This window comes from Pseudomonas sp. SG20056 (assembly GCF_031764535.1).
Classification (GTDB): Bacteria; Pseudomonadota; Gammaproteobacteria; order Pseudomonadales; family Pseudomonadaceae; genus Aquipseudomonas.
Genome location: NZ_CP134499.1, coordinates 2,977,985 through 3,004,052 on the forward strand (window position 1 = coordinate 2,977,985; position 26,068 = coordinate 3,004,052).

The window sequence follows — 26,068 nt, forward strand, 5'->3', positions numbered from 1 at the left end:
CTCAGAACGGCCACATTGGGCTAATAAAGAAACGGCTCATCCAGCCTGGCTGGCTGGCATCGGCGAAGGCGCCAGTACCCGAGTAGGTGATGCGCGCATCGGCAATTCGGGTCGAGGACACGGTGTTGTCGGTGGCGATGTCATCCGCGCGCACCAGACCAGCAATCCGTACCAGCTCATCGCCGGTATTAAGGGTCATCCACTTTTCACCACGCACCAGCAGTACACCGTTGGGCATCACTTCGGCTACCGATACGGTGATCGAACCGGTCAGGCTATTACTCTGCCCGGCAGCACCAGAACCATCAGCTGAACGGGTGGCATCAAAGCTGGCATCCAGCCCCAGAGTGTCATTGGTCAGGCCCAAGGCACTGAGGCCTGCCAGTGGATTTTTTGGTGCCACCGTCATACCGAACAGGTTAGGCACGCCGAGATTGGCCGAGCTGTCTTTACTGATCTGGCTGTTGCTGTTCTTGCTGGCCTGAGTGCGCTCATTCAGGGTGATGGTGATGATGTCACCCACGCGGTAAGCCTTGCGATCACCGAACAGACCATTCTCGAAACCGGCCTGATAGATCGAACCGTTGTTCTGCGCTGCGGGCAGCGGAGTCCGCGGCATCACCGGCGCGTAATAGGGATCATCCGGCTTAGGCGCGGGAGCCATGCAGCCACTCAAAGCCAGGGGGCCAAGCAGTGCACTTATGATTATCAGCCGGTTCATATCTACTACCTCATGCGTTGCCTGGGGTGACGTGTAACCTGAGCCACCAGTGCCAGTTCAAGCGATTCCTTGCTGTATCCAAAGCCAGGCCAGACGCTGCGCGACTAACCCACCCTACCTATCAAAGATTCTGCGAAATAAAGCCGAGCATCTGGTCAGCAGTGGAAATGACCTTGGAGTTCATTTCATAGGCGCGCTGAGTGGTGATCATGTTCACCAGTTCCTCGACCACGCTGACGTTGGAGTTTTCCAGGGTATTTTGCAGCGTGGTGCCCAGACCGTTCAGGCCAGGCGTACCGACCTGCGGAGCGCCACTGGAAGCGGTTTCCAGAAACAGGTTGTTGCCGATCGCTTCCAGACCTGCCGGGTTGATAAAGTCGGCGGTTTGCAGGTTGCCAACGATCTGCGGCTGCGGGTTGCCGGATGTAGTCACCGACACGGTGCCGTCTTCACCCACAGTAAAGGTGCGCACCTCGTTGGGCAGTACGATGGCGGGCTCCAGGGCATAACCGTTGGAGGTCACCACCTGACCATCGGAGTTCAGGTGAAAGCTGCCATCACGGGTGTAGGACACGGTGCCATCAGGCAGCAGCACCTGAAAAAAACCCCGGCCGTTGATCGCCATATCCAGCGGCTGCTCGGTGGTTTGCAGGCTACCGGCAGTGAAGATCTTCTGCGTGCCGACGACCCGCACACCGGTACCCAGCTGTAAGCCGGACGGCAGTTGGCTGTCCTGACTGGACTGGCCGCCTGGCTGACGACGGATCTGGTACAGGAGATCCTCGAACTCGGCGCGATCACGCTTGAAGCCAGTGGTCGAAACGTTGGCCAGGTTGTTGGAAATGGTGGTCAGGTTCATGTCCTGAGCGGACAGACCGGTCTTGCTGACCCACAGTGCCGGAAGCATATCGATTCTCCTCGGGCGCCGTTTTAACGACGCCACGTGCTGATAATTAGGTCATCTGCAAGACGCGCGCCATGGCCGACGAATTGTCTTCGGCGGTGCGCATCATCTTCACTTGCAATTCGAATTGGCGGGACAGCGAGAGGATCGCAGTCATCTCTTCCACGGCGTTGACGTTGCTCGATTCGAGAAAGCCCGAGGTAATCTCCATATTGGCGTCCGCCTGTACCGGGCCTTGGCCCTTGAAGCGGATCAGGCCGTCGGTGCCCTTTTCCATCTGCTTGAGGTCCGGGTTGACCAGTTTCAGACGGTCCACTTCGGCCAACACATTGGGCGCCTCACCCAAGGCACGAATACTGATGGTGCCGTCCTTGCCGATTTCGATTTTCTGCTCCGGCGGCACCGCAATCGGCCCGGCGTTGCCCATCACCGGCAAGCCATTGCCGGTGCGCAGTACACCCAGCGCATCAACGTTCAGGCTGGCGGTACGCACATAGGCTTCGCTGCCATCGGGGGCCTGCACAGCCAGCCAACCCTTGCCGCCAACAGCCACATCCAGATCGCGACCGGTTTCCTGCAAAGAGCCTGGAGTGAAGTCAGTACCTGGACGCTCGCTCATGGCGTAGACCCGCGACGGATAACTGTCACCAAAGATCGGCATGGAACGCGCCTGCTCGAAATCCCGGCGGAAACCATTGGTGGTGATGTTTGCCAGGTTGTTGGCATGGGCACGCTGGGCCAGGGTGTTGTTGTGGGCGCCAGTCATGGAAACGTACAGCATCTTGTCCATGGTTATTCTCCGAGTGGGCTTGCCGCCCCGCTGCTCTATACAAGCTATAAAGCAATGGCTGTGCCAGCACTCGAAAAACAAGCGTAAGCATTTGATAAATATGAAATTAAAAAATAAAAAAGGCTCCAAGCGGAGCCTTTCAAATGCCAGTGCGGCGTACTTTTGCCGCCTGCAACAGGCACGTGCCTGCCGCAGGCAACACTTATCAACGCAGGTTGATAATGGTCTGGGTTACCGCACTTTCGGTTTCAATGGTCTTGGCGTTGGCCTGGTAGTTGCGCTGCGCCACGATCAGATTGACCAGCTGATCCGACAGCTCAACGTTGGAGTCCTCCAGCGCACCCGACTGCAAAGCACCCAGGGTGCCACTGCGCGGCGTACCAACCACGGGCTCACCCGACTGGAACGACTGCACCCAGGCAGTCTTGCCCACTGGAGTCAGGCCTTGCACGTTGGCGAAATTGGCCAGAATCACCTGCCCCTGCACCCGCGATTGGCCATTGGTGTAGCGCGCGAATATCACCCCGGTATCGTCAATCTCAAGCCCTGAGAGCTGGCCGGTGGTGTAACCATCCTGACTGACACTGCTGACGGCAAAGGCACTGGCGAATTGCGTAGAACCGCGCATATCGAAGGTAAAGCCCGCTGTAGCGCTGTCTGCCCCATTGGGCACCAAGTTACCGCTCACCGGGTCACGCTCAGCGGGAATCCAGTCTGCCTGAGCAAATGGAATCACACCGTTGACGGCTGTCCCTGGAATGTTCGGGGCCTCCAGCGGCCCGGGAGTACCAGGCACAGCCTGAATCGGAGTGAACGCTGGCGTAGCTAACTGACCAGCAGCGTCGTAGTTGAGGTCGTAACTGAACGGCTGAGTACTCGACGGATCGCGTGGGTTAACTCCGTCAATCAGCACATGCATGGTCCAGCTGTTGTTAGCCGGTGCTGCATCCTTGACGAAGTACTGCGTCATGACATGGGAGTTACCCTGACTGTCATAGATATTCAGAGAGGTCGAGGAGTTATAAGAAAGCGGATCCGTGGGGTCGAAGGTCGGAGCCGCCATGGTGCCCGCATTGGTTGGCCGCACATTGGTCGAGTTGACGTTGAACGTCTGCAGAATGCTCTCGGTCGCACGCGGCTCCTGACTGGCGGTCTGGATTTGCAGGTCATCGACCACGCCATTCTGCAGATTGCCGTTGGCGTCAACCGCATAACCCTGCAGCCTGTAGCCAAAGTTGTTGACCATAAAACCTTCACGGTCGGTACCAAAATAGCCGGCACGGGTATAACTGACCTCGCCATTGTTGCTGGTGACGAAAAAGCCGTTACCGTTAATAGCCAGATCCAGAGCGTTCTGCGTGTAATTGATGTTGCCCTGATTGAACAGCTGCGACACATCCGCCAACAACACGCCACTGCCCTGCGGGTTCGAGCCGGAACCGAGCACGGAAGCGGCATAGACATCGGCAAACTCGGCACGCGACTGTTTGAAACCGGCAGTCCCGGCGTTGGCGATATTGTTACCGGTCACGTTAAGGTCACTGGTCGCCGCACGTAGACCGCTAAGACCGATATTGAAACCCATGGAAGACTCCTTTGCCGGAAAGCCGGCGGCTAAAACCTGTTAGTTACTGACCGATCACCTGGACTTGCGACATTGGCACGCTGCCGAGCCCCGCCAGGTTCAACATCAACTCTTTGCCGCCCAGGGTCACACTGTCGACGTTGGCCGGTAGCATGGTGTAAAGCCCCTTGGTGCCATCGGCGTAGGTGGCCTGCGCCTCGAACTTGTAAGTGCCAGGCGGCAACAGATTGCCGCTGGCATCCTTGCCGTCCCAGATAAAGCTGACATTGCCGGCCGCCTGCTCACCCAGATTGACGCGCCCTACCGCAGCACCAGCCTTGTCATAAATATTGACGTAGACGTTGCTGCTACTGACCGGCAGCACTAGGCTGGCCTTGAAGCTCTCGCTGGTGTCGACCACGGCCTTGTCACTCGGAATGATCACCTTGCGCCCGACCAGCGAGGACGCCTGCAGCGCCTGGGACGACTGATAACCGGTGAGCAGCGAGCCCATGCTGGTATTCAATTTCTCGATTCCCTCAACCTGACTGAACTGCGCCAGCTGGGCGATAAACTCGCCGTTACCTTGAGGCTCGAGCGGGTTCTGGTTATTCAACTGGGCCACCAGCAAGTTGAGGAACTCATTCTTGCCCAGGTCCTTGTTTGTCTTGGTCTCGTTCTTGATCTGGTATTGATCCAGTGCCGAACCACTGACATCGCCAACAGTACTCATGGGATTACACTCCTTTTCCGTTGGCTTACTGACCCAGGGTCAATACGCGCTGCATCATCTGCTTGGCTGTGTTCATCATTTCAGTGTTGGTCTGAAAAGCCCGACTGGCAGAAATCATGTCGGCCATTTCTTCCACCACATTGACATTGGGGTAATACACGTAGCCGCCCGCATCAGCTGCCGGATGGTTCGGCTCATAACGCGGCATCAGGCTGCTCTGATCCTCGACCACGCCCAGCACCTGCACGCCTACACCGGCCTCATCCTGCTCAGCAAACAGCGACCCACGATCACCGTTCTGCGCTGACTGGAACATGGTGGCGAACACCGGATGACGCGCGCGGTAGGTCTGATCGATGCTCGAAGAAACTGTCTCGGCGTTGGCTATGTTGCTGGCGATGGTATTCAGACGAGTGCTCTGAGCGCTCATACCGGTTCCGGCAATGTTGAACACACTGGCTAGTGACATGGCATCAGGCTCCTGTTATTCGCCGCGCAGGGCGTTGACCAGCCCTTTGAACTTACTATTGAGGAAAGTGAAGCTGGCCTGGAACTGCACCGAGTTCTCGGCGTAGTTGGATTGCTCGATCTGCAGGTCGACAGTGTTCTGATCAATCGACGGGCTGAAAGGAATGCGGTACTCCAGGCTGGCATCCCCGACAATCACACCATCCGCAGGAATATGCTGGCTGTCAGTCCGATTTAGGCTCACCTGGCCGCGCTGGCTCTTCGCGCTTTGCTCAGCCAGCACAGTGGCGAACTGCAGATCACGCGCCTTGTAGTGCGGCGTGTCGGCGTTGGCGATGTTGTTGGCCAACACCTCGGCACGCTGAGCGCGAAAGCCCAGTGCTTGTTCATGAATGCCGAGTGCCCGATCGAAACTGATGCTCATGGTCAGAAACCTTTGCCGGTTGGTGTTGCTACTTTCCGTGCAAGACCATAAGCAATGGCTGTGCCAAATTATTTTTTGCTTATTTATCAATTGCTTGAGTTAAATATTCCACGATAGAAGCGGCAAAGCGGCAAGCGCTTTCCGCCTTTGGGCAAGCAAGCGGCAAGCGGGTTTGGCCTAATTGCCGCTCACGCGTAAACCATCAAGGAAAGCTACGTAGCTATCACGGCGCCACCTCCCCCGCCGCCAGCTCCCTATATCCGCAACCGCCCGTCAGGTAATCCGCAATCATCCACACACAGTTTTGACAAGCATTCTCATTAACATTAGTATCCTTCGCACAAACTACTGCCCTGCCACGAGCCTTAATATGTACGTGTGTCTCTGCGAAGGTGTTACTGACGGTCAGATCCGCGAAGCCATCTACGAAGGCTGCTGCAGCTATCGTGACGTGCGCGCCACCCTCGGCGTTGCCAGCCAATGTGGCAAATGCGCTTGCCTGGCCAAACAAGTGGTACGTGACACCCTGAGCGAAGTTCAGAGCAGCCAAGCGGCCATGGCCTACCGAGCAAATTTTGTTGCCGCCTAAATTTAGCGATATAAAAAAACCGGACCTAGCGTCCGGTTTTTTATGTCTGAAATTCAACACCTTAGCGCCCAAGCGCAGAACTTAAGCATTCGTATTCATATTAATTTTAACTTTAAATTCAAATACTTAGGTTTGACAGTCGAAAACCATCGGCCCAGAATTTAACGCTAACTCCCCTGCAAGGCAGACGCAGACATGAAAGGTGACAAGAAGGTCATCCAGCATCTGAACAAGATCCTCGGTAACGAGCTGGTAGCGATCAACCAGTACTTCCTGCACGCACGCATGTATGAAGACTGGGGCCTGAAGAAACTCGGTGAGCACGAGTACCACGAGTCCATCGACGAGATGAAGCATGCGGACAAGCTGATCAAGCGTATCCTCTTCCTCGAAGGCCTGCCAAACCTGCAAGACCTCGGCAAGATCCTGATCGGTGAGAACACCAAGGAAATGCTTGAATGCGACCTGAAGATCGAACACAAGGCGCACATTGATCTGAAAGCGGCGATTGCCTACTGCGAAAGCATCGGCGACTACGCCAGCCGCGAACTGCTTGAAGAAATCCTCTGCTCCGAGGAAGACCACATCGACTGGCTGGAAACCCAGCTCAGCCTGATCGAGGCCGTAGGCCTGCAGAACTACCTGCAGTCGCAGATGGACGAATAAGCGCAAACCACCGCGCTATAAACAACAAACACCGCACTTGGCGGGGTTTGTTGTTTATGCAGTCGGCTTAACTTAGGCGTCGGCTTTCTGCACAGCGTCCTTGATCAGGGTCTGCAGCTCACCCTTTTCAAACATTTCCACCAGGATGTCGCTGCCGCCGACCAGCTCACCACCGACCCACAGCTGCGGGAAGGTTGGCCAGTTGGCGTATTTGGGCAGGTTGGCACGGATTTCCGGGTTTTGCAGGATGTCGACGTAGGCGAATTTCTCGCCACAGGCCATCACAACCTGCGCAGCTTTGGAGGAAAAGCCGCACTGCGGAGCGTTCGGCGAGCCTTTCATGTACAGCAGAACGGTATTTTTAGCGATCTGCTCTTTGATGGTTTCGATGATATCCATTGGGCACCTCAGGACTTAACTTCCCGACTCACGGGTCGGCACGGTGGCGGCATTGTAGCGAAAAGCCGAGCGCAATGCTCGGCCTTCCCTGCCACATTCCTTGCGCCGAATGTCAGCCGCTCAAGCAGCCTCAACCTGTACCGGAACGCCGTTCAACGCCGCATTACCGGACAGGGTATCGAGCTGCCGCTCATCAGTCAGGTCATTGGCGCTGGCGCCTGGCTGTTCGCTGGCGATGCTCATCTGCACACCGGGACGCGCATGCCCCCAGCCATGCGGCAGGCTGACCACACCGCACATCATTTCATCGCTGCCGACCACTTCCACCTCGATCACCCCCACCCGCGAACGCACGCGCACCCGCTGACCATCGGTCAGCCCACGCTGGCTCAGATCCGCCGGATGCATCAGCAGCTGATGGCGCGGCTTGCCTTTAACCAGGCGATGGTAGTTGTGCATCCAGGAGTTATTGCTGCGCACATGGCGACGACCAATCAGCAGCAGCTCGTCCGACTTGGCCGTTGGCTGCTCAGCAAAGCGCTGCAAGTCGGCCATGATCACCGCTGGCGCCGCCTGAATCCGCTTGTTGGCGGTTTTCAGGCGATTGGCCAGATTGGGCTTGAGTGCGCCCAGATCGAGGCCATGCGGGTGCTCGCGTAGCGCCGCCAACGACAGCTTATGTTCCGACTTGTCGCCGTAAGCGCCAAAGCGCAGGCCCATGTCGATCATCTGCTCGGGAGCCATGGTCGGCTTGAGCTCCACGCCAGTCTTGGCGGCAAAGGCCTTGGCCAGGCTGACGAAAATTTCCCAGTCATGCAGCGCGCCGGCAGGTTTGGCCAGCACCGCTTCGTTGAAGCGGGTGACATTACGCACCGCGAACATATTAAAGGTGGTGTCGTAGTGATCGTGTTCCAGCGGCCCGGTCGGCGGCAGGATCAGGTCGGCATAACGGGTGGTTTCGTTGATGTAGAAGTCGATGCTGAGCATAAACTCCAGACCATCCAGCGCCTGCTCCAACTGCCGGCCGTTGGGTGTGGACAGCACCGGGTTACCCGCCACAGTGATCAGGGCGCGCACCTGCCCTTCACCCTCGCTGAGCATTTCCTCGGCCAGAGCCGACACCGGTAATTCGCCGCCGTACTCCGGCAAACCGGACACGCGGCTCTGCCAGCGATTGAAGTGCCCGCCTGAAGTCGAGGCAACCAGATCCACGGCTGGCTCGGTGCACAACACACCGCCAACGCGGTCGAGGTTGCCGGTGACCAGGTTGATCAGCTGCACCAACCACTGACACAACGTGCCGAAGGCCTGGGTAGAAACGCCCATGCGCCCGTAGCAGACCGCAGACTCGGCAGCAGCAAAATCCCGCGCTAACTGGCGAATCGTCTGCGCTGGCACGCCACAGCGCACGCTCATGGCTTCGGCGGTAAAGCCGGCAATCGCCTGACGCACGTCATCCAACCCATCGACGGTCAGGTGGCTGGCGCGGCCAAGGTTTTCCTCAAACAGGGTATTGAGCAAACCGAACAGCAGCGCAGCATCCTGGCCGGGACGGACAAATACATGCTGGTCGGCAATCGCGGCGGTTTCGCTGCGCCGCGGGTCGACCACCGCCAGTTTTCCACCACGTTTCTGGATGGCCTTCAGGCGCTTTTCCACATCCGGTACGGTCATGATGCTGCCGTTGGACGCCAGCGGGTTGCCGCCGAGAATCAACATAAAGTCGGTGTGGTCGATGTCCGGAATCGGAATCAGCAGGCCATGGCCATACATCAGGTGGCTGGTCAGGTGATGCGGCAGCTGATCGACCGAGGTAGCGGAATAACGGTTACGGGTTTTCAGCTGGCCGAGAAAGTAGTTGCTGTGGGTCATCAGACCGTAGTTGTGCACACTCGGGTTGCCCTGATAGACCGCCACGGTGTTCTGCCCGTGCCGCGCCTGCAGCTCACTCAGGCGCGTGGCCACCAACTCAAAGGCGTCATCCCATTCGATGGCTTGCCACTCATTGCCCACCCTGCGCATGGGCTGACGCAGGCGGTCGGGATCGCTCTGGATATCCTGCAGCGCTACGGCTTTGGGGCAGATATGGCCACGGCTGAAGCTGTCCTGGGCATCGCCCTTGATCGAGCGGATCTGCGTGGAGCCGTCATCCTGTACTTCGGTTTCAATGGTCAGGCCACAGATGGCTTCGCAGAGATGGCATGCACGGTGGTGGAGGGTCTTGGTCATGGCCGGGCCTCTTGTTTTAACGCGATGCACTGAGCACCGTAAAAACATGACTATGGCGGCTGGTGCAGACCTGCGCCAGCAGGGTTCGCTACGTGAATTGCGCGGCATCAGGTCAGCAGATAAATGGTCCCCGCGCCAACACCACGCGCCTGAAAACAGCAGGCAATTTGCGCCTGATCGGCGTTTGCTTATAAGATCGCGACTTCCCCGTTTCGTCGCATAGTGCGGCCCCCCAGCCGCAGGTTCTGCCGTTTCTTCTATTTAATTAGGCCATTGAACCTGCGCCCAGCTGTCAAAAGGTAGTTAACGATGAGCGCAAGACACTTTCTCTCGCTGATGGATTGCACACCGGACGAACTGGTGAGCCTGATCCGCCGCGGCATGGAGCTGAAGGACTTGCGTAACCGCGGCGTACTCTTCGAGCCGCTGAAGAATCGCGTGCTGGGCATGATCTTCGAGAAGGCCTCGACCCGCACCCGCCTGTCGTTCGAAGCCGGCATGATCCAGCTCGGCGGTCAGGCCATCTTCCTTTCGCCGCGCGACACTCAACTGGGCCGTGGCGAGCCGATCGGCGATGCAGCCATCGTTATGTCGCGCATGCTCGATGCAGTGATGATCCGCACCTTCGCCCACAGCACCCTCACCGAATTCGCCGCCAATTCGCGCGTGGCCGTGATCAACGGCCTGTCCGACGACCTGCACCCCTGCCAGCTGCTGGCCGACATGCAGACCTATCAGGAGCATCGCGGCAGCATCAAGGGCAAGACCGTGGCCTGGATCGGCGACGGCAACAACATGTGTAACTCCTATATAGAAGCGGCCATGCAGTTCGACTTCCAGCTGCGCGTCGCCTGCCCCGAGGGCTATGAGCCGAACGCCACGTTCCTCGCCGCCGCCGGCGACCGTGTGCAGATTTTGCGTGACCCACGCGCCGCCGTTGCTGGCGCGCACCTGGTCAGCACCGATGTGTGGGCCTCGATGGGCCAGGAAGACGAAGCCGCCGAACGCCTCAAACTGTTCCAGCCCTACCAGGTCAACCGCGCCCTGCTGGATGCCGCTGCAGAAGACGTGCTGTTCTTGCATTGCCTTCCGGCTCACCGCGGCGAGGAAATCAGCGAAGACCTGCTCGACGACCCGCGCTCGGCCGCCTGGGATCAAGCGGAAAACCGTCTGCATGTACAGAAGGCGCTGCTCGAGTTTCTGGTTGAACCGGCGTATCACCACGCATGAGCCAGCCTCTGCTGAACCTGCGCGAGCTGAGCTGCGGCTACCCCGGTCACAAGGTGGTGCAGAATCTTAATCTGCATCTGAATGCCGGCGATATCGGCTGCCTGCTCGGCCCTTCGGGTTGCGGCAAGACCACCACATTGCGCGCCATCGCCGGTTTTGAGCCGGTGCTGGAAGGCGAGATCCAGCTGGCCGATCAGGTCATCTCCAAGGCAGGCTTTACCCTGGCTCCGGAAAAACGCCGGATCGGCATGGTGTTCCAGGATTACGCGCTGTTCCCGCACCTGAGCGTGGCAGAGAACATCGGCTTCGGCATCCGCAAACAAACCAATTGCGAGCGGGTTACCCAGGAGCTGATGGAGCTGGTCAAGCTTGGCCACCTCGGCAAGCGCTACCCACACGAGCTGTCCGGTGGCCAACAGCAGCGCGTGGCCCTGGCCCGTGCGCTGGCGCCGGAACCACAGCTGCTGCTGCTTGATGAGCCGTTTTCCAACCTGGATGGCGAGCTGCGCCGGCGCTTGAGCCATGAGGTGCGCGACATTCTCAAAGCCCGTGGCACCAGCGCGATTCTGGTCACCCATGATCAGGAAGAAGCCTTCGCCGTCAGCGACCACGTCGGCGTATTCAAGGAAGGCAAACTGGAGCAGTGGGACACCCCGTTCAACCTCTACCACGAACCACTGACGCCGTTTGTCGCAAGCTTTATCGGCCAGGGCTATTTCATTCGCGGCCAGCTGCTTAGCCCGGACTCGGTACAGACCGAACTGGGCCTGATTCGCGGCAACCGCGCCTACACCTGGCCAACCGGCAGCGCGGTCGACGTGCTGCTGCGTCCAGACGATATCGTCTATGACCCAGACAGTACGCAAAAGGCGCTGATCGTCGGTAAGACCTTCCTCGGCGCCGCCACCCTGTATCGCCTGCAACTGCCCACAGGCAGCCAGCTGGAATCGATCTTCCCCAGCCATGCCGATCACCTCCCCGGCCAGCAGGTCGGCATTCGCGTCGCCGCCGACCATCTGGTGGTGTTTGCCGCACCCGGCAGCATCGCCGCCCAGGTCAACCTGGGTGAGTCGGGCGTGCGTCGCTACAGCAGCGACAGCTGACCTACCGCAACAGTAACCGGCCACTGGCAATCAACAGCGCCTGGCCGGCAATCTTTACCCGTTCACCAACCAGTTCACAGTGCAACTCGCCGCCGCGTGCCGAACACTGGAAAGCAGTCAGCTGGGTCTTGTCCAAGCGCTGCGCCCAGTAGGGGGTAAGGATGCAGTGAGTCGAACCGGTTACCGGGTCTTCATTGATCCCGATAGACGGCGCAAAGTAACGCGAGACGAAGTCATGCTGCTCACCGGGGGCGCTGATCAGCAAGCCCAACCCCGGCAACGTGGCCACAGCGGCCAGATCCGGCTTATACGCTCGCACCGCCGCTTCGTTAGGCAGAACCGCCAGCAATTCCTGAATCCCCTGCCCTTCATGCAGCGCCAACACACTGTCCACCGGCAAACCCAGCACCCGCTCAACGTCTGCGTGTAAGTCGCACGACTGCGCGCGGCGCACAGGGAAATCCAGCACCAGCATGCTGCCTGCGCGACTGACCCGCAGCGCACCCGACAAACAGGTGAAATCAAGCACATCACCCGGCTCACCGTAGACCTCGAACAGCACATGGGCACTGGCCAGGGTGGCGTGGCCGCACAGCGGCACTTCCGCCGTTGGGGTAAACCAGCGGATATGCCAGGCCGCGCCTTCCTTCACTACAAAGGCGGTTTCCGCCAGGTTGTGCTCGGCGGCAATCTGCTGCATCAGGGCATCGTCCAGCCAACGATCCAAGCGATAGACCATCGCTGGGTTACCGGTAAACGGTTGCGAGGCAAAGGCGTCGACCTGGTGAAATTCAAGCTGCATGGGGCGCACTCCGGGTTCTTCGTGCGTTTAAGCATGCCGAAAACAGACTCGACATGCCCACTACAGCGGCGGCCAATTACAGCCATACAGCAAGCCCACAAACACCAATCGATGAACATACACCCTACCAACTGTCAGGGTCCCTGTACCCCATAAGCGTCCAGTAAAGCCTGCAGACGGCCGTTGGCCCGATAGCGCTGCACACCCTGTTCAAACAATGCGACATAGCGCGGACTGGATTCCAAGGCAGGCGAAAACGCCAGGTAGATCGGCACATCCGGGCTGCGGCAGCCGGCCTCACGCAGCGCACCAACCCGCCCCTGGCTGGCCAGCATGGCTTGCATCACCCAGGCGTTTTCCAACACCACATCCACACGATCATGCGTCAGTTTGCCGATATTCAAGACCAGCGCCGTATCACCGGCGGCAATCTGAATGCGCTCGCTGTCGCTGTGATGCAGGGCGATATAGGCGTTCAGTTCATCGCCGTAGCTGTAGTCATTGATCACCCCAAGGCGCTGTCCGGCGAGCGAGGCGGTACCAGTAAAGCGCCAGGTCGAATCCGGCAAGGTGAAAAAGCAGTTACGTGACGACGCCACGGGCGTGGTGCCAAAGAGAAAGTCCGGCGCATCCTCGACGCCCGCGCCGATCGCCGCATTCAAGTGCCCACGACGCACCTGTTGCAGGGTGCGTGCCCAGTTCAGCGCCTGGTACTGCACCTCGATACCGGATTCGGCAAAGATCTCCCGCGCCAGCTCAACAAAGATGCCTGGCCGCTCTGAGCCTGGCTGACAATTAACCGGGCACCAGATATCCCCGGCGATCACCAGCGTCTCTGCCCGCGCCCAGCCGGCAAAACCAAGCAGCGTCAGCAACACTCCACGAGCAACCAGCTGACGGCATATCGACATGCAGGGCTCCAAAGATCAATAAGCTTGCAGCGAGTTTTACCATCCTCAGCCTTCGCTGCGCACCCTTTTCACCGCATCCAGCCACCCGTCATAGAGTTTGCTGCGATGACTGTCCGCCATGCGCGGATCGAACCGCTGCTGACGGTGCCAATGCCGGGCAATGCTCGCCAGGTCCTGATACAGCCCGGCCTGCAGACCGGCCAGGTAAGCCACGCCCAGCGCGGTGGTTTCGGTCACTTCCGGGCGTTCCACCGGTACACCAAGAATGTCCGCAAGAAACTGCATGACCCAGTTGTTCTCCACCATGCCGCCATCAACCCGCAGCGCACTCGGTTCGGCTGCGCCGTCCTGGCGCATGGCTTCGAGCAGATCACGGGTCTGGTAGCACACCGACTGCAGGCCGGCGGTGACGATTTCCTTGATCCCGGTATCGCGGGTCAGGCCGAAAATTGCGCCACGGGCTTTCGGGTCCCAGTACGGCGCGCCCAGGCCGGTGAAGGCTGGCACCAGGTACACACCGCAAGCATCGCCGGTCTGCTCGGCCATGGCTTCGGTATCGCGGGCATGGCTGATCAGCTTGATGCCATCGCGCAACCACTGCACAGCAGCGCCAGCGACAAAGATGCTGCCTTCCACTGCATAGGTGACCTGACCATTCAGGCGATAACCAACCGTGGTGAGTAGGCGGTTTTTCGAGATCACCGGCGTGCTACCGGTGTTCTGGATCATGAAGCAGCCGGTGCCATAAGTGCTTTTGACCATACCTGGCTCGAAGCACGCTTGACCGATCAGGGCCGCCTGCTGATCTCCGGCCATGCCCAGCACCGGAATCGCCGCGCCGAGCAGATTGGCATCGGTAATGCCGAAATCAGCGGCGCAATCGAGCACCTCTGGCAGCAGGCTGGCGGGAATCTCGAACAGCTTGAGCAGCTCTTCATCCCACTGCTGGGTGTGAATATTGAACAGCAGGGTGCGCGAGGCGTTGCTGGCATCTGTCTTGTGCGACTTGCCACCGGTCAGGCGCCACAGCAAAAAGGAATCCACGGTGCCAAAGCGCAGCTCGCCACGTTCGGCGCGCTCAAGGGCGCCGGGCACTTTATGCAGAATCCAGCGCAGCTTGGTGGCCGAGAAATACGGATCAATCAGCAGCCCGGTCTTGGCCGCTACCGCGGCCTCATGCCCGGCGTCTTTCAGCTCAGCGCAGTAGTCAGCGGTACGGCGGTCTTGCCAGACAATCGCCGGATGGATCGGTGTGCCAGTCTGCGCATCCCACACCAAGGTGGTTTCACGCTGATTGGTGATGCCGATAGCCGCCACATCACTGGCACTCAAACCGCTCTGCTTGAGCGCCTCACGGCAGACCTTGAGGGTGCTCAGCCACAGCTCTTCGCCGTCATGTTCAACCCAGCCATCCTGCGGGAAATACTGTTTGAACTCCTGCTGTGCACGCGCCACGGGCAGCCCTTGGGCGCTGAAGACAATGGCCCGGCTGCTGGTGGTGCCCTGGTCGATGGCAAGCAGATAATGAGACATGCAGATTTCCTTATTTTTATAGGCTGTAGAGCGGCTGCTAGCCGCGACCAATTGGTGCAAAGATTGCCTGCGTCAGCTGGGCCAGCACGGTAGCCTCCAGCTGCATCTCCAGGCCGCGCCGCCCGGCGCTGACGTAGATATTCGGAAAGTGTTGCGCCGATTCGTCAATAAAGGTACGCAGGCGCTTCTTCTGCCCCAGCGGGCTGATGCCGCCGAGCAGATAACCGGTGGCCCTTTGCGCCGCATTGGGGTCGGCCATATCGGCTTTCTTTACGCCGGCGGCCTGCGCCAGGGCTTTCAGATCAAGCGTACCGGCTACTGGCACCACCGCCACCAGCAGCTCGCCTTTCTCACTGGCGGCCAGCAGCGTCTTGAATACCTGAGCGGGCTCAAGGTTGAGCTTTTCCGCCGCTTCCAGGCCATAGGAAGCGGCTTTGGGGTCATGGTGATAACTGTACACCTGGTGCGCAGCTTTAGCCTTTTTCAGCAGATCGATAGCAGGCGTCATGTTCGAATGTGAAAACAATCTGACAAAGTTGGCGTACCTTAGCCGCAAATTGGCTGCGGTGACAGCCTATAATGGCGCGCACTTCTGAGGAGTTTTCATGACCCTGCCGCCCCGCCAGCACGACATTCTCGAACTCGCCCGCGAACGCGGCTATGTCAGCATCGACGAGTTGGCCCAGGCGTTTGCCGTGACCCCGCAAACCATTCGCCGCGACATCAATCAACTCGCCGAGCAAGGCCTGCTGCGCCGCACCCACGGCGGCGCAGCCAGTGAAAGCTCCAGTACGCAGAACACCGCCTACAGCATGCGCGCCGGGCAGATGCGTGATGAAAAGCAACGCATCGCTGCCGCGATTGCCGCGCAAATCCCCAACCACGCCTCGCTCTTCATCAACATTGGTACCACCACCGAAGCCATTGCCCGTGAGCTGCTCGGCCACAAGGGCCTGAAGATCATCACCAACAACCTGCATGTGGCGGCCCAGCTCAGCGCCAAGGCCGACTTCGAAGTGCTGCTGGCCGGCGGCACGGTGCGCAGCGACGGCGGCATCGTCGGCCAGGCGGCGGTGGATTTTATCCAGCAGTTCAAGGTCGATTTCGCCCTAGTCGGCATCAGTGGCATCGATGAAGACGGCAGCCTGCTCGACTTCGACTACCAGGAAGTGCGGGTCTCCCAGGCGATTATCAGCAATGCGCGCCAGGTATTTCTGGCCGTCGACTCCAGCAAGTTCGGCCGCAACGCTGTGGTGCGTCTGGGCTCGGTCGCCCTGGTCGATAGGGTGTTCACCGATGCCGCGCCGTCCGCGGCCATAAACCGCCTGCTCACCGAGCACAAAGTTCACCTCGACCTGGTGTAAACCCATCCGCCCAGGCCTGACACCGGCTTAACCGATATCCCGTTACTAATTCCTCATAACCGTCGGGCGCGAAAGCGCACTTCGGGGTGGCGAAGCCGTGCATATTCGACTAGCATATTTTCGAAAGTGAACATTTAAAGTTCAATACTGACTTTCGGTGCCGCCATGCCTACTCGTCCCGCCAGCAACACTCCACTCGCTGAAGTCTATGACCTTGCCGTGATCGGCGGCGGTATCAATGGTGTCGGGATTGCCGCCGACGCTGCTGGGCGCGGTTTGTCCGTGTTCCTTTGCGAAAAAGACGACCTGGCGCAACACACCTCGTCGGCCAGCAGCAAACTGATCCATGGCGGCCTGCGCTACCTGGAGCACTACGAATTCCGCCTTGTGCGCGAAGCACTGGCCGAGCGCGAGGTGTTGCTGAGCAAAGCCCCGCATATCGTCAAACCCATGCGCTTTATCCTGCCGCACCGCCCGCACTTGCGGCCGGCCTGGATGATCCGTGCCGGGCTGTTTCTCTACGATCACCTGGGCAAGCGCGAGAAGCTGGCCGGCTCACGCGGTCTGCGTTTCGGCGCCGGTAGCCCATTACAAGCCGAGATCACCCGCGGTTTCGAATACTCCGATTGCTGGGTCGATGACGCCCGCCTAGTGGTACTTAATGCCATGGCCGCCCGCGAAAAAGGCGCACACGTGCACAGCCGCACCCGCTGCGTCAGCGCACGGCGCAGCAAGGGCCTGTGGCATATCCATCTGGAGCGCAGCGACGGTAGCCTGTTCTCGATTCGCTCTCGCGCTCTGGTCAATGCTGCCGGCCCTTGGGTCGCGCGGTTTATCCGCGAGGATCTGAAACAGGAATCGCCTTACGGTATCCGCCTGATTCAAGGCAGCCATATCGTGGTGCCGCAGTTGTTCGAAGGCGAACAGGCCTACATCCTGCAAAACGAGGACCGCCGCATCGTCTTTGCCATCCCCTATCAGGAACGCTTCACCCTGATCGGCACCACAGACCGTGAATACCAGGGCGATCCAGCCAAGGTGGCGATCAGCGAGGAAGAAACCGACTACCTGCTGAATGTGGTAAACGCCCACTTCAAAAAGCAGCTGCAGCGCAGCGACATCCTGCACACCTATGCCGGCGTGCGGCCGCTGTGTGATGACGAATCGGACGACCCATCGGCAGTCACCCGCGACTACACCCTGTCGCTTTCCGCTCATCCCGGCGAAGCGCCATTGCTATCGGTGTTTGGCGGCAAGCTCACCACCTACCGCAAGCTCGCCGAATCGGCGCTGGCGCAAATGGCACCGTTCTTCCCCAAGATGGGCCCAAGTTGGACCGCCAGCAGCCTGCTGCCCGGCGCCGAACAACTGGACAGTCAGAGCGCGCTGGTGGAAGCCCTGTGCGCGCGCTTCGGCTGGCTGCCCACCTCACTGGCGCGGCGCTGGGCCAGCAGCTACGGCAGCCGTAGCTGGGTGATGCTCAAAAGCGTGAGCAACCTCAGCGACCTGGGCGAACACCTGGGCGGTGGCCTGTACACCCGTGAAGTCGACTACCTGTGCCAGGAAGAGTGGGCCATGCAAGCGGATGACATTCTCTGGCGCCGCAGCAAGCTCGGCCTGTTCACCACTCCGGCGCAGCAAGCCAAACTCGATAGCTACCTGCGCATCGAATCACCGCGCAGCCCGGAAGATGCGCACGCCGCCTGAGCACATGCGCCGATAGATCTGAGGCCATAAAAAAGGGCGACCGAAGTCGCCCAAATTGCCTTGCGTGCCCCTTACAGCAGAATCAGCCCTGCTTGCGCTTGTGCGAATCCTGCCAGATGAAATAACCGACACCGGCGAAGAAGGCGACCATCAGACCGACGGTGCCGATACCGGCGAGAACTACGACATCGATAAACATGGTTGCCTCCTGCTGTGAAGCCTGTGTGGGTATGGCTTCAAATTAACAGGGGCTGCAGGGGCGCTATTGATCCAGATCAACAAGCGGCGGGCGCTGGCAGGATGAGGCTTTGATTAGCTGATCCAGATCAATAAATCAGCCTGTGAAGGAGCCGCCTCAAGACTTTTTCGGTTTGCCCTTGGGCTTTTTCTTGCCCTTGGGCAACGGCAGGGCCTGCTCAAACGCATCGCGCATTTCATTGAGTTTCTTGTCGCGCAGGTCATGGATGCGCTTGTCGCGCTCGGCGGCGAAATCAATCAGCTTGTCGTCTTTGCTCATGGTCTCGACTTGATCAAACGAAAGGTCAGGTTCAGGCGTGGCGCGCAGGCGCTGCGCGTCTTCGCCACTTGATGCTGCCAATAATGCTGGGTTGGCCCGCGCATGACCAGCAGCGAACCATGCTGCAGCGGCAATGAGTGCTCGATGCGATTCTGCCCTTTTCGGCGCAGATCGAAGCGCCGCGTGCCGCCCAGGTTTAGCGAGGCGATCAGCGGATTAGTGCCCAGCTCGACCTCATCATCGCTGTGCCAGCCCATGGAGTCCTGACCATCGCGGTAATAGTTGAGCAACACGCCATTGAGTGACTGCCCCACCGCCTGCTCAACCTGCGCACGAATCTGCGCCAGCAGCGGCGTCCAGGGCAACGGCTGATGGGTCAACCCGGAATAGCGATAACTGGCCTCGTCATCACCGTACCAGGCCACCAATCGCGGCACCGGCAGTTGCCGCCCGTATATCTGCACCTGCGGCTGCAGCCAGGGCGTCTGCACACTCAACTCGGCCAGCCAATGATCGGCGGTGGCTGCATCAAGCCAGCTCGCGTGCAACTGCAAGTCAGCATCAGGCAACTGCAACGGGCTGTCGGCAAATAGATCCACGGAACAAAACTCGAACAGGCGGAGCGCCAAGTGTGCCCCGCTCAGACTTCTACATCCACCCACAAGCCCTGGCGTGGCAGCTCACTGACCACCGCCTCATCGGCCTCGGCCACTTCGCCCTCGGCCAGTTCTTCCGGGGTGTAGCCATGGCGGCGCTGGCGACGGCGCTGCTCTTCACGCAAAAGCATTTCGGCTTCCTGCGGATGGCGTTTATCCAGGCTCACGCCACTTTCCTTGGCGCTTTCCGCAGAGGCTGTAACCGGCGGGATTTCCGGGCGCGGCTTGACCACGTCCTGCTGGACGGTAACCGGAACCAGACTGTGGGGGATCGGCGGCAGCATCTATTAGCCCTCCTTTGGTCAGACTGTCGGCCAGCCAAGCCGCGACTTGAGCCTTGCCTCGCTACACTTTTGATCAACCTAATCACACAAAGTGCCCGATGTGCAGCAATGCGCCTTTGGCCACGGCCCGACGCTGCGTTAACATAGTCGGCTTTTTCACGCGGGAGACAAGCATGGCGCAGTATGAACCGGGGCAACGCTGGATCAGTGACAGCGAAGCGGAGCTGGGGCTGGGAACCGTTCTGATGCAGGACGGCCGCATGCTTACCGTGCTCTACCCGGCCACTGGCGAAACCCGCCAGTACGCCCTGCGCAATGCGCCGTTGACCCGCGTACGCTTCTCGCCGGGCGATGAGATCACCCACTTCGAAGGCTGGAAACTGACCGTACAGGAAGTCGACGACATCGACGGCCTACTGGTCTATCACGGCCTCAATGCCCAGCATGAAAGCGTTACCCTGCCGGAAACCCAGCTGTCGAACTTTATCCAGTTCCGCCTGGCCAGTGATCGCCTGTTCGCCGGGCAGATCGACCCGCTGCCCTGGTTCGCCCTGCGCTACCACACCCTGGATTACACCAGCCGTCAGTTGCAATCCAGCCTCTGGGGCCTGGGCGGCGTGCGTGCGCAACCGATTGCGCACCAGCTGCACATCGCGCGCGAAGTCGCCGACCGTATCGCCCCGCGCGTATTGCTGGCCGACGAAGTGGGCCTGGGCAAAACCATCGAAGCTGGCCTGGTGATCCACCGTCAACTGCTCTCAGGGCGCGCGAGCCGGGTGCTGATCCTCGTACCGGAAAACCTCCAGCACCAGTGGCTGGTGGAAATGCGCCGGCGCTTCAACCTGGATGTTGCCCTGTTCGATGAAGAGCGCTTTATCGAAAGCGATGCCCGCAACCCGTTTGAAGACTGTCAGCTGGCCTTGGTTGCGCTGGAATGGCTGTGCGAGGACGAAAAGGCCCAGGACGCGCTGTTTGCCGCCGGCTGGGACCTGATGGTGGTCGACGAAGCGCACCACCTGGTTTGGCATCCGGAACACGCTAGCCCCGAGTACGCCCTGGTCGAACAGCTGGCTCAGGTCATCCCGGGCGTGCTGCTGCTCACCGCGACCCCGGAACAGCTCGGCCAGGACAGCCACTTCGCCCGCCTGCGCCTGCTCGACCCGAACCGCTTCCATGATCTGGCCGCCTTCCGCGCCGAAAGTGAGCACTACAAGCCGATTGCCGAAGCCGTACAGGAACTGCTCGACCAGGGGCGCCTGTCGGATGCCGCGCACAAGACCATTCACGACTTCCTCGGCGCCGGCGGCGAAGAGCTGCTGGCCGCCGTCAATGCCGGTGACAGCGAAGCCTCGGCGCGCCTGGTGCGCGAGTTGCTGGATCGCCATGGCACCGGTCGCCTGTTGTTCCGTAACACCCGCGCCGCCGTGCAGGGTTTTCCGGACCGTGAAGTGCACCCCTACCCGCTGGCCAGCCCCGATGAATACATGGAGCTGCCGATTGGCGAACACGCTGACCTGTACCCAGAAGTCAGCTACCAGGCGCAGCCGGATGTCGATGAAGAGCAGCGCTGGTGGAAATTCGACCCGCGCGTCGAGTGGCTGATCGACACCCTGAAGATGCTCAAGAAATTCAAGGTGCTGGTGATCTGTGCCCATGCCGAGACCGCCATGGACCTGGAAGACGCCCTGCGCGTGCGCAAAGGCATCCCGGCTACGGTGTTCCATGAAGGCATGAGCATCCTGGAACGCGACCGCGCAGCGGCCTATTTTGCCGACGAAGAGTTCGGTGCCCAGGTGCTGATCTGCTCGGAAATCGGCTCGGAAGGTCGCAACTTCCAGTTTGCCCACCACCTGGTGCTGTTCGACCTGCCAGCCCACCCCGACCTGCTTGAGCAGCGCATCGGCCGTCTCGACCGTATCGGTCAGAAGCACCGTATCCAGCTGCACGTGCCGTACCTGGAAAACAGCCCGCAAGAACGCCTGTTCCAGTGGTATCACCAGGCACTGAACGCCTTCCTTGCCACCTGCCCAACCGGCAACGCACTGCAACACCAGTTCGGCAGCCGTTTGCTGCCGTTGCTGGAAAGCGGCGATGACGGTGAATGGCTGGCCCTGGTCGATGAAGCCAAAGCTGAGCGTATTCGCCTGGAAGGTGAGCTTCACGCCGGTCGCGACCGCCTGCTGGAGCTCAACTCTGGCGGTGCTGGCGAAGGCGAGGCATTGGTTGAAGCGATTCTCGAGCAGGACGACCAGTTCGCCCTGCCGATCTATATGGAACAACTGTTCGACGCCTTCGGCATCGACAGCGAAGACCATTCCGACAACGCCCTGATCCTGCGCCCCAGCGAGAAAATGCTGGATGCCAGCTTCCCCCTCGGCGACGACGAAGGCGTGACCATCACCTACGACCGCGACCTGGCCCTGGCCCGTGAGGACATGCAGTTCCTCACCTGGGAACACCCCATGGTGCAAGGCGGCATGGACCTGGTGCGCTCCGGCTCGATGGGCAACACCGGTGTGGCGCTGATCAAGAACAAGGCACTGAAACCCGGCACCGTGCTGCTGGAACTGCTGTATGTCAGCGAAGTGGTGGCGCCTCGCACCCTGCAACTGGGCCGTTACCTGCCGCCGATCGCCCTGCGCTGCCTGCTCGATGCCAACGGCAATGACCTGGCCAGCAAGGTGTCCTTCGAGAAGCTCAATGAGCAGCTGGAGCCTGTGCCACGCGCCAGCGCCAACAAGTTTGTTCAGGCCCAGCGCGACAGCCTCAACCCGCTGATCAACGCCGGCGAAAGCAAGGTGGCGCCACGCCATAGCGAGCGCGTCGACGAAGCCAAGCGCCGCCTGGCCGCCGAAACCGATGAAGAACTGGCCCGTCTGATCGCCCTGCAAGCGGTCAACCCGAGCGTGCGCGACAGCGAACTCAACGCCCTGCGCCAACTGCGCGAGCAAGGCCTGGCCATGCTCGACAAGGCGGCGTTGCGACTTGAGGCTATTCGCGTACTGGTCGCGGGTTAAGCAGCATTGGCTACTGACCGTTGAAACGTAGGCGAGGCCGCCGAAACAAGGCGAAAACAGGCGAGGAAGCGGAGTTTACTGCTGTAAATGAGCATTCCGAGCCTGTTTTCAACGCAGTATCGGCAACGCAGGTAGTTTCAACGGGCTGCTAGAGTCAGAAGCATTACTTCTGTCATCACAGCCCACAGGAGCTTTCCGTGCCTGCACGCGCCGCCTCGCGCCGGTTTCGCCACAGCCTCGGCGGGCTCTGCCTGCTGGCGCTGCTTCTACTTCCCCTGCTGCATCTGTGGCCCGCGCTCAGCGGGTTGAACAACGCCCACCTCGACTGGTTGATCCGCAAGCGCGCCGCCGAACAGACGCCTGACCCACGGCTGCTGCTGATTGATATAGATGATCTGAGCCTGCAAGTGCTGGCCGGTGAAGCCGGTAAATGGCCGTGGCCGCGCTCGCTGCATGGCGAACTGCTGGAATACCTGCTCAGCCAACAGCCCAAGGCCGTGGCCTTCGACATCCTGTTCAGCGAGCCCGACCAGTTCAACCCGGACGCCGACAGCTACTTTGCCGAGGTGCTGCAACGCAGTTCCAACACCTACCTCGCCGCCCTGGTGCAGCAAGCCGACGAAGGCAGCCAGCCACCACTGCTGCGCGACTATCCTGCAGCAACCTGGCAAGCGCCAGGGCAACGCGGCGCGGACGATCAACGCGGGCTCCTTCTGCTGCCCAACGCCTTCCCCAGCGAGCTGTGGCGCCTGGGCAGCATCAACTTTCGCCCGGATGCCGACGGCATCGGTCGGCGCTATGAACTGTACCGCAGCTTTGCCGACTGGCGCCTGCCCAGCATGCCTGCGCGTATCGTGCATGACCTGACTGGCAACTTGCCGCAGCAGCAGAATCTGCTGCTGGACTGGCCCGGCACCAGCCGCTTGCCCTATCCACGCCTACCCTACGCGGCGGTACTGGCGGCGGCGCGCAATCAGGGCGAGCCGCTGGCAGCCGAGCTGTTCAAGGATCGCATCATCGTGATCGGCACCACCGCCGCCGGCCTGCACGACCTGCGCCCCACCCCGCTGGATACCCTCTATCCGGCGCCCTTTATCCTGATGACAGCCATCGACAACCTGCTCAACAACAGCCAACTGCATGAGGCTGATAAATGGTTTGAGCTGCTCGGCCCGCTGCTGCTGTTACTTGGCCTGAGCCTTCTGCTGCTGCGCGAACAGCTGCCGGCGGCTTTTGCCCTGTGCCTAGGCGGCAGCCTGGCGCTGCTTGTCGGCAGTTACTGGCTGGCCTTGCAGGGCACGCTGCTTGGCGTGCTGCCGGGGCTGATCTGCCTGTGGCTGCTGCTGGCGGCGGCACTGGCACTGTTCTATCTACGCCGGCGCCAGCAATTGCAGGACACCATTCGCCTGTTCAGCCGTTTTATGGACCCGGTGGTGGTCAATCAACTGGTATCGCGCGACGACCCGGAAGCCCTGCTGGCAAGCAAGGAATGCCAGCTCACCGTGCTGTTTTCCGATATCCGCAGCTTTACTACCCTCTCTGAGCAACACACGCCAAGCGAAATCGTGCACCTGCTCGAAGGTTATTTCAGCAGCCAGGTGGAGGTGCTGTTCAAACACCAGGCGACCCTCGACAAGTTTATCGGCGACGCCATCATGGCCTTCTGGGGCGCGCCACTGGATAACCCACAACAGGCCGACCAAGCGATTCTGGCGGCCATGGAAATGCTCGATAACCTCGACGCCTTTCGCCGCGATTACAACTGCCCGGATTTCGACATCGGCATCGGCCTGCACACGGGACCAGCGGTCGTCGGCCTGGTCGGCGCAAAGCAGCGCTATGACTACACTGCAATAGGCGACACGGTGAACCTTGCCAGCCGCATCGAAGGGCTGACCAAGGGCCGCGCCCATCTGCTGATTTCTGCCGCCACCCGTGAGGCCTGCACGCTCGATCTGGACTTCGTGCCCCAGGGCGAACACCAGGTAAAAGGTCGCGCCGAAGCCGTAATGCTCTACGAACCGCGAAGGAGACATGATGAATAAAGGCCTCTGCAGTGCCCTTGCGGCGCTGATATTCAGCTTCTACTGCTTCTCGGCGCTGGCCGAAGTGCGCCAAGCCCATACCCTGCAAGACAGCGCCCTGCGCGCTGAGCCCAGTGCCTCGGCCGCCAGCGTCGGCCAGGTCGGCAAACAGGCGCAGGTGCTGGTACTGGAACGCCAGGGCGGCTGGTATCAGGTGGAAACCTCCGGCGGCCAGCGCGGCTGGCTGCCTCTGCTCAGCCTGCGCTTTGCCAAGGATGCCCAAGCCAGCCGCAGCAATGATCTGGGTAGCCTGCTCAAGCTCGGCAACCAGTCCTCTCCCGCCAGCGGCGTAGCCACCGGGATTCGCGGCATCAGCGATGAAGAACTGCGCAGCGGCAGTGCCAACACCTCGGCCAGCGTGCAGAGCCTGGATGCCTTCGCCGCCAGCCCGAGCGAGGCGCGCAGTTTCGCCCAGCAAGGCGGCCTGCGCAGCCAGAATCTGCCCTACGCCCGCTAATACGCTGCGAGGAGAGCGACATGCAAACAACCACATTACTCAAGTGCGCCAGCCTGCTCGGCCTGGTTATCAGCCTCAGCGCCTGCCAGGGTTTGGAGGGCGTGCAGATTCAGGGCGTCGATCTGGGCAAATTGGCCAGCGCCGGTCAGCACCTGACCAACATGGGCCAGAAAAGCGTCGACGAGGAGCGGGTGATTGGGCAGAACACCGCTTCTATCCTGCTGAGCAAAGCGGCGGTACTCAACAACCCGCCGCTGCAGGCCTACGTCAACCGCGTCGGCCTGTGGGTCGCCCAACACAGCGAGCGCCCCGACCTGCCCTGGCGTTTCGTCGTGCTCGATAGCCCGCAAGTGGCCGCCTATGCAGCCCCCGGCGGTTACGTGTTTATCACCAGCGGCATGCTGACGCGGATGAACAGCGAGGCCGAACTGGCGGGCGTATTAGCCCATGAAGTGGCCCATGTGGTGCAGCAACATCACCTCAAGGCCATTCAGCAACAGGCGCAAACCGGCCTGCTCACTGACCTCGCCACCCTCGCCGTGCAAGCCGGCGCTGCCGACAAGGGCGGCAGCCAGGCCGGTGAGCTGACCGACCGGTTTACCCGCAGTGTCAGCGACCTCTACAGCCGCGGCCTTGACCGTGGTGATGAATACGAAGCCGATGCCATGGGCGCGGTAATCGCCACACGCGCCGGATATGACGCCTACGGCCTGGCCGGCGTGCTACAGACCCTGGGTACCACCCGGCAGAACGACGCAGCACTCACCAGCTTCCTCAAGGTGCACCCGGGTATCGACGACCGCCTGCAGCGCCTGCAGCCGGTCTATTTGTATATCGATAAGAACGCCAGCGGCCCAAGCCAAAGCCTGGATACCCGCTATCAGCAGGCGCTTAGAAGCAAACGTTAGATACGGGC

At 60.3% G+C, this 26,068-nt stretch carries 27 protein-coding genes; 10 read left to right on the forward strand and 17 right to left on the reverse strand.

Annotated elements, in window-relative coordinates; genetic code table 11:
- Position 1: 1 nt before the first annotated feature.
- The 7 genes from flgH to flgB all read right to left on the reverse strand — a co-directional run bounded on the left by flgH (position 2) and on the right by flgB (position 5,604).
- Entirely contained in the window at positions 2 to 721 is a 720-nt protein-coding gene (gene flgH, locus RHP75_RS14185) for a flagellar basal body L-ring protein FlgH (RefSeq protein ID WP_311088755.1), read from the reverse strand.
- A gap of 121 nt (positions 722 to 842) precedes the next feature.
- Positions 843 to 1,628 (reverse strand): flagellar basal-body rod protein FlgG, encoded by a 786-nt coding sequence (gene flgG / locus RHP75_RS14190; protein ID WP_311088757.1) that lies wholly within the window; start codon positions 1,626 to 1,628, stop codon positions 843 to 845.
- 46 nt (positions 1,629 to 1,674) lie between these two features.
- Positions 1,675 to 2,415, reverse strand: a complete 741-nt coding sequence (locus tag RHP75_RS14195) for a flagellar basal body rod protein FlgF (protein ID WP_311088758.1) — start codon at positions 2,413 to 2,415, stop codon at positions 1,675 to 1,677.
- Between the two features lie 205 nt (positions 2,416 to 2,620).
- Positions 2,621 to 4,000, reverse strand: a complete 1,380-nt coding sequence (gene flgE / locus RHP75_RS14200; protein WP_311088759.1) for a flagellar hook protein FlgE — start codon at positions 3,998 to 4,000, stop codon at positions 2,621 to 2,623.
- Positions 4,001 to 4,043: 43 nt separating this feature from the next.
- Entirely contained in the window at positions 4,044 to 4,712 is a 669-nt protein-coding gene (gene flgD / locus RHP75_RS14205; protein WP_311088760.1) for a flagellar hook assembly protein FlgD, read from the reverse strand.
- A gap of 25 nt (positions 4,713 to 4,737) precedes the next feature.
- The gene (gene flgC, locus RHP75_RS14210; RefSeq protein WP_311088761.1) at positions 4,738 to 5,181 is read right to left on the reverse strand and encodes a flagellar basal body rod protein FlgC; all 444 of its coding nucleotides are present in this window, start codon (positions 5,179 to 5,181) and stop codon (positions 4,738 to 4,740) included.
- A 15-nt stretch (positions 5,182 to 5,196) separates the two neighbouring features.
- Positions 5,197 to 5,604, reverse strand: a complete 408-nt coding sequence (flgB, locus tag RHP75_RS14215; RefSeq protein ID WP_311088762.1) for a flagellar basal body rod protein FlgB — start codon at positions 5,602 to 5,604, stop codon at positions 5,197 to 5,199.
- A gap of 370 nt (positions 5,605 to 5,974) precedes the next feature.
- Here flgB and RHP75_RS14220 point away from each other — a divergent pair, with 370 nt between their 5' ends.
- Both RHP75_RS14220 and bfr read left to right on the forward strand, forming a co-directional pair.
- Positions 5,975 to 6,193: a bacterioferritin-associated ferredoxin gene (locus RHP75_RS14220; RefSeq protein WP_311088763.1), complete on the forward strand. Its 219-nt coding sequence runs from the start codon at positions 5,975 to 5,977 to the stop codon at positions 6,191 to 6,193.
- Between the two features lie 195 nt (positions 6,194 to 6,388).
- Positions 6,389 to 6,859, forward strand: coding sequence for a bacterioferritin (bfr, locus tag RHP75_RS14225; RefSeq protein WP_090248283.1), 471 nt, complete (start codon positions 6,389 to 6,391; stop codon positions 6,857 to 6,859).
- Positions 6,860 to 6,931: 72 nt separating this feature from the next.
- Here the strand turns inward: bfr and grxD are convergent, their stop codons facing one another.
- Positions 6,932 to 7,258: a Grx4 family monothiol glutaredoxin gene (gene grxD / locus RHP75_RS14230; RefSeq protein WP_311088764.1), complete on the reverse strand. Its 327-nt coding sequence runs from the start codon at positions 7,256 to 7,258 to the stop codon at positions 6,932 to 6,934.
- A gap of 120 nt (positions 7,259 to 7,378) precedes the next feature.
- Positions 7,379 to 9,487 (reverse strand): molybdopterin-dependent oxidoreductase, encoded by a 2,109-nt coding sequence (locus tag RHP75_RS14235; RefSeq protein WP_311088765.1) that lies wholly within the window; start codon positions 9,485 to 9,487, stop codon positions 7,379 to 7,381.
- 309 nt (positions 9,488 to 9,796) lie between these two features.
- Between RHP75_RS14235 and argF the strand changes: the two genes are divergently transcribed.
- On the forward strand, positions 9,797 to 10,717 hold the full coding sequence (argF, locus tag RHP75_RS14240; protein ID WP_311088766.1) for an ornithine carbamoyltransferase: 921 nt from the start codon (positions 9,797 to 9,799) through the stop codon (positions 10,715 to 10,717).
- Positions 10,714 to 11,820, forward strand: a complete 1,107-nt coding sequence (locus RHP75_RS14245; RefSeq protein WP_311088767.1) for an ABC transporter ATP-binding protein — start codon at positions 10,714 to 10,716, stop codon at positions 11,818 to 11,820. Before argF ends, RHP75_RS14245 begins: the two co-directional genes overlap by 4 nt.
- Before the next feature lies 1 nt (position 11,821).
- Here RHP75_RS14245 and RHP75_RS14250 read toward each other — a convergent pair whose 3' ends face one another.
- The 4 genes from RHP75_RS14250 to ybaK all read right to left on the reverse strand — a co-directional run bounded on the left by RHP75_RS14250 (position 11,822) and on the right by ybaK (position 15,574).
- Positions 11,822 to 12,622 (reverse strand): PhzF family phenazine biosynthesis protein, encoded by an 801-nt coding sequence (locus RHP75_RS14250; RefSeq protein ID WP_311088768.1) that lies wholly within the window; start codon positions 12,620 to 12,622, stop codon positions 11,822 to 11,824.
- A gap of 134 nt (positions 12,623 to 12,756) precedes the next feature.
- On the reverse strand, positions 12,757 to 13,533 hold the full coding sequence (locus RHP75_RS14255; RefSeq protein ID WP_311088769.1) for a transporter substrate-binding domain-containing protein: 777 nt from the start codon (positions 13,531 to 13,533) through the stop codon (positions 12,757 to 12,759).
- A gap of 45 nt (positions 13,534 to 13,578) precedes the next feature.
- Entirely contained in the window at positions 13,579 to 15,066 is a 1,488-nt protein-coding gene (gene glpK, locus RHP75_RS14260) for a glycerol kinase GlpK (protein WP_311088770.1), read from the reverse strand.
- 37 nt (positions 15,067 to 15,103) lie between these two features.
- Positions 15,104 to 15,574 (reverse strand): Cys-tRNA(Pro) deacylase, encoded by a 471-nt coding sequence (gene ybaK, locus RHP75_RS14265; protein WP_311088771.1) that lies wholly within the window; start codon positions 15,572 to 15,574, stop codon positions 15,104 to 15,106.
- Positions 15,575 to 15,671: 97 nt separating this feature from the next.
- Here ybaK and RHP75_RS14270 point away from each other — a divergent pair, with 97 nt between their 5' ends.
- Positions 15,672 to 16,430 carry a DeoR family transcriptional regulator gene (locus tag RHP75_RS14270; RefSeq protein ID WP_090248296.1) on the forward strand — a complete coding sequence of 253 codons (759 nt, stop codon included), beginning with the start codon at positions 15,672 to 15,674 and terminating at the stop codon, positions 16,428 to 16,430.
- Between the two features lie 165 nt (positions 16,431 to 16,595).
- Entirely contained in the window at positions 16,596 to 18,137 is a 1,542-nt protein-coding gene (glpD, locus tag RHP75_RS14275) for a glycerol-3-phosphate dehydrogenase (protein WP_311088772.1), read from the forward strand.
- A gap of 82 nt (positions 18,138 to 18,219) precedes the next feature.
- Here the strand turns inward: glpD and ccoM are convergent, their stop codons facing one another.
- The 4 genes from ccoM to RHP75_RS14295 all read right to left on the reverse strand — a co-directional run bounded on the left by ccoM (position 18,220) and on the right by RHP75_RS14295 (position 19,594).
- The gene (gene ccoM, locus RHP75_RS14280; RefSeq protein ID WP_275941110.1) at positions 18,220 to 18,336 is read right to left on the reverse strand and encodes a cytochrome c oxidase subunit CcoM; all 117 of its coding nucleotides are present in this window, start codon (positions 18,334 to 18,336) and stop codon (positions 18,220 to 18,222) included.
- Positions 18,337 to 18,492: 156 nt separating this feature from the next.
- Positions 18,493 to 18,654 (reverse strand): hypothetical protein, encoded by a 162-nt coding sequence (locus RHP75_RS14285; protein ID WP_176414062.1) that lies wholly within the window; start codon positions 18,652 to 18,654, stop codon positions 18,493 to 18,495.
- Entirely contained in the window at positions 18,651 to 19,253 is a 603-nt protein-coding gene (locus RHP75_RS14290; RefSeq protein ID WP_311088773.1) for an alpha-ketoglutarate-dependent dioxygenase AlkB, read from the reverse strand. The genes RHP75_RS14285 and RHP75_RS14290 overlap by 4 nt, the downstream gene beginning before the upstream one ends.
- 41 nt (positions 19,254 to 19,294) lie before the next feature.
- Positions 19,295 to 19,594: an aspartate-semialdehyde dehydrogenase gene (locus RHP75_RS14295; RefSeq protein ID WP_090387573.1), complete on the reverse strand. Its 300-nt coding sequence runs from the start codon at positions 19,592 to 19,594 to the stop codon at positions 19,295 to 19,297.
- 173 nt (positions 19,595 to 19,767) lie between these two features.
- Between RHP75_RS14295 and rapA the strand changes: the two genes are divergently transcribed.
- From rapA to RHP75_RS14315, 4 genes are all read left to right on the forward strand, one after another.
- Complete coding sequence (gene rapA / locus RHP75_RS14300) at positions 19,768 to 22,611, forward strand: RNA polymerase-associated protein RapA (RefSeq protein ID WP_311088774.1); 2,844 nt, start codon at positions 19,768 to 19,770, stop codon at positions 22,609 to 22,611.
- 197 nt (positions 22,612 to 22,808) lie between these two features.
- Positions 22,809 to 24,656: an adenylate/guanylate cyclase domain-containing protein gene (locus RHP75_RS14305; protein WP_311088775.1), complete on the forward strand. Its 1,848-nt coding sequence runs from the start codon at positions 22,809 to 22,811 to the stop codon at positions 24,654 to 24,656.
- Positions 24,649 to 25,152: an SH3 domain-containing protein gene (locus tag RHP75_RS14310; protein ID WP_311088776.1), complete on the forward strand. Its 504-nt coding sequence runs from the start codon at positions 24,649 to 24,651 to the stop codon at positions 25,150 to 25,152. The genes RHP75_RS14305 and RHP75_RS14310 overlap by 8 nt, the downstream gene beginning before the upstream one ends.
- Before the next feature lie 20 nt (positions 25,153 to 25,172).
- The gene (locus RHP75_RS14315; RefSeq protein WP_311088777.1) at positions 25,173 to 26,060 is read left to right on the forward strand and encodes a M48 family metalloprotease; all 888 of its coding nucleotides are present in this window, start codon (positions 25,173 to 25,175) and stop codon (positions 26,058 to 26,060) included.
- The last annotated feature ends 8 nt before the right edge of the window (positions 26,061 to 26,068 follow it).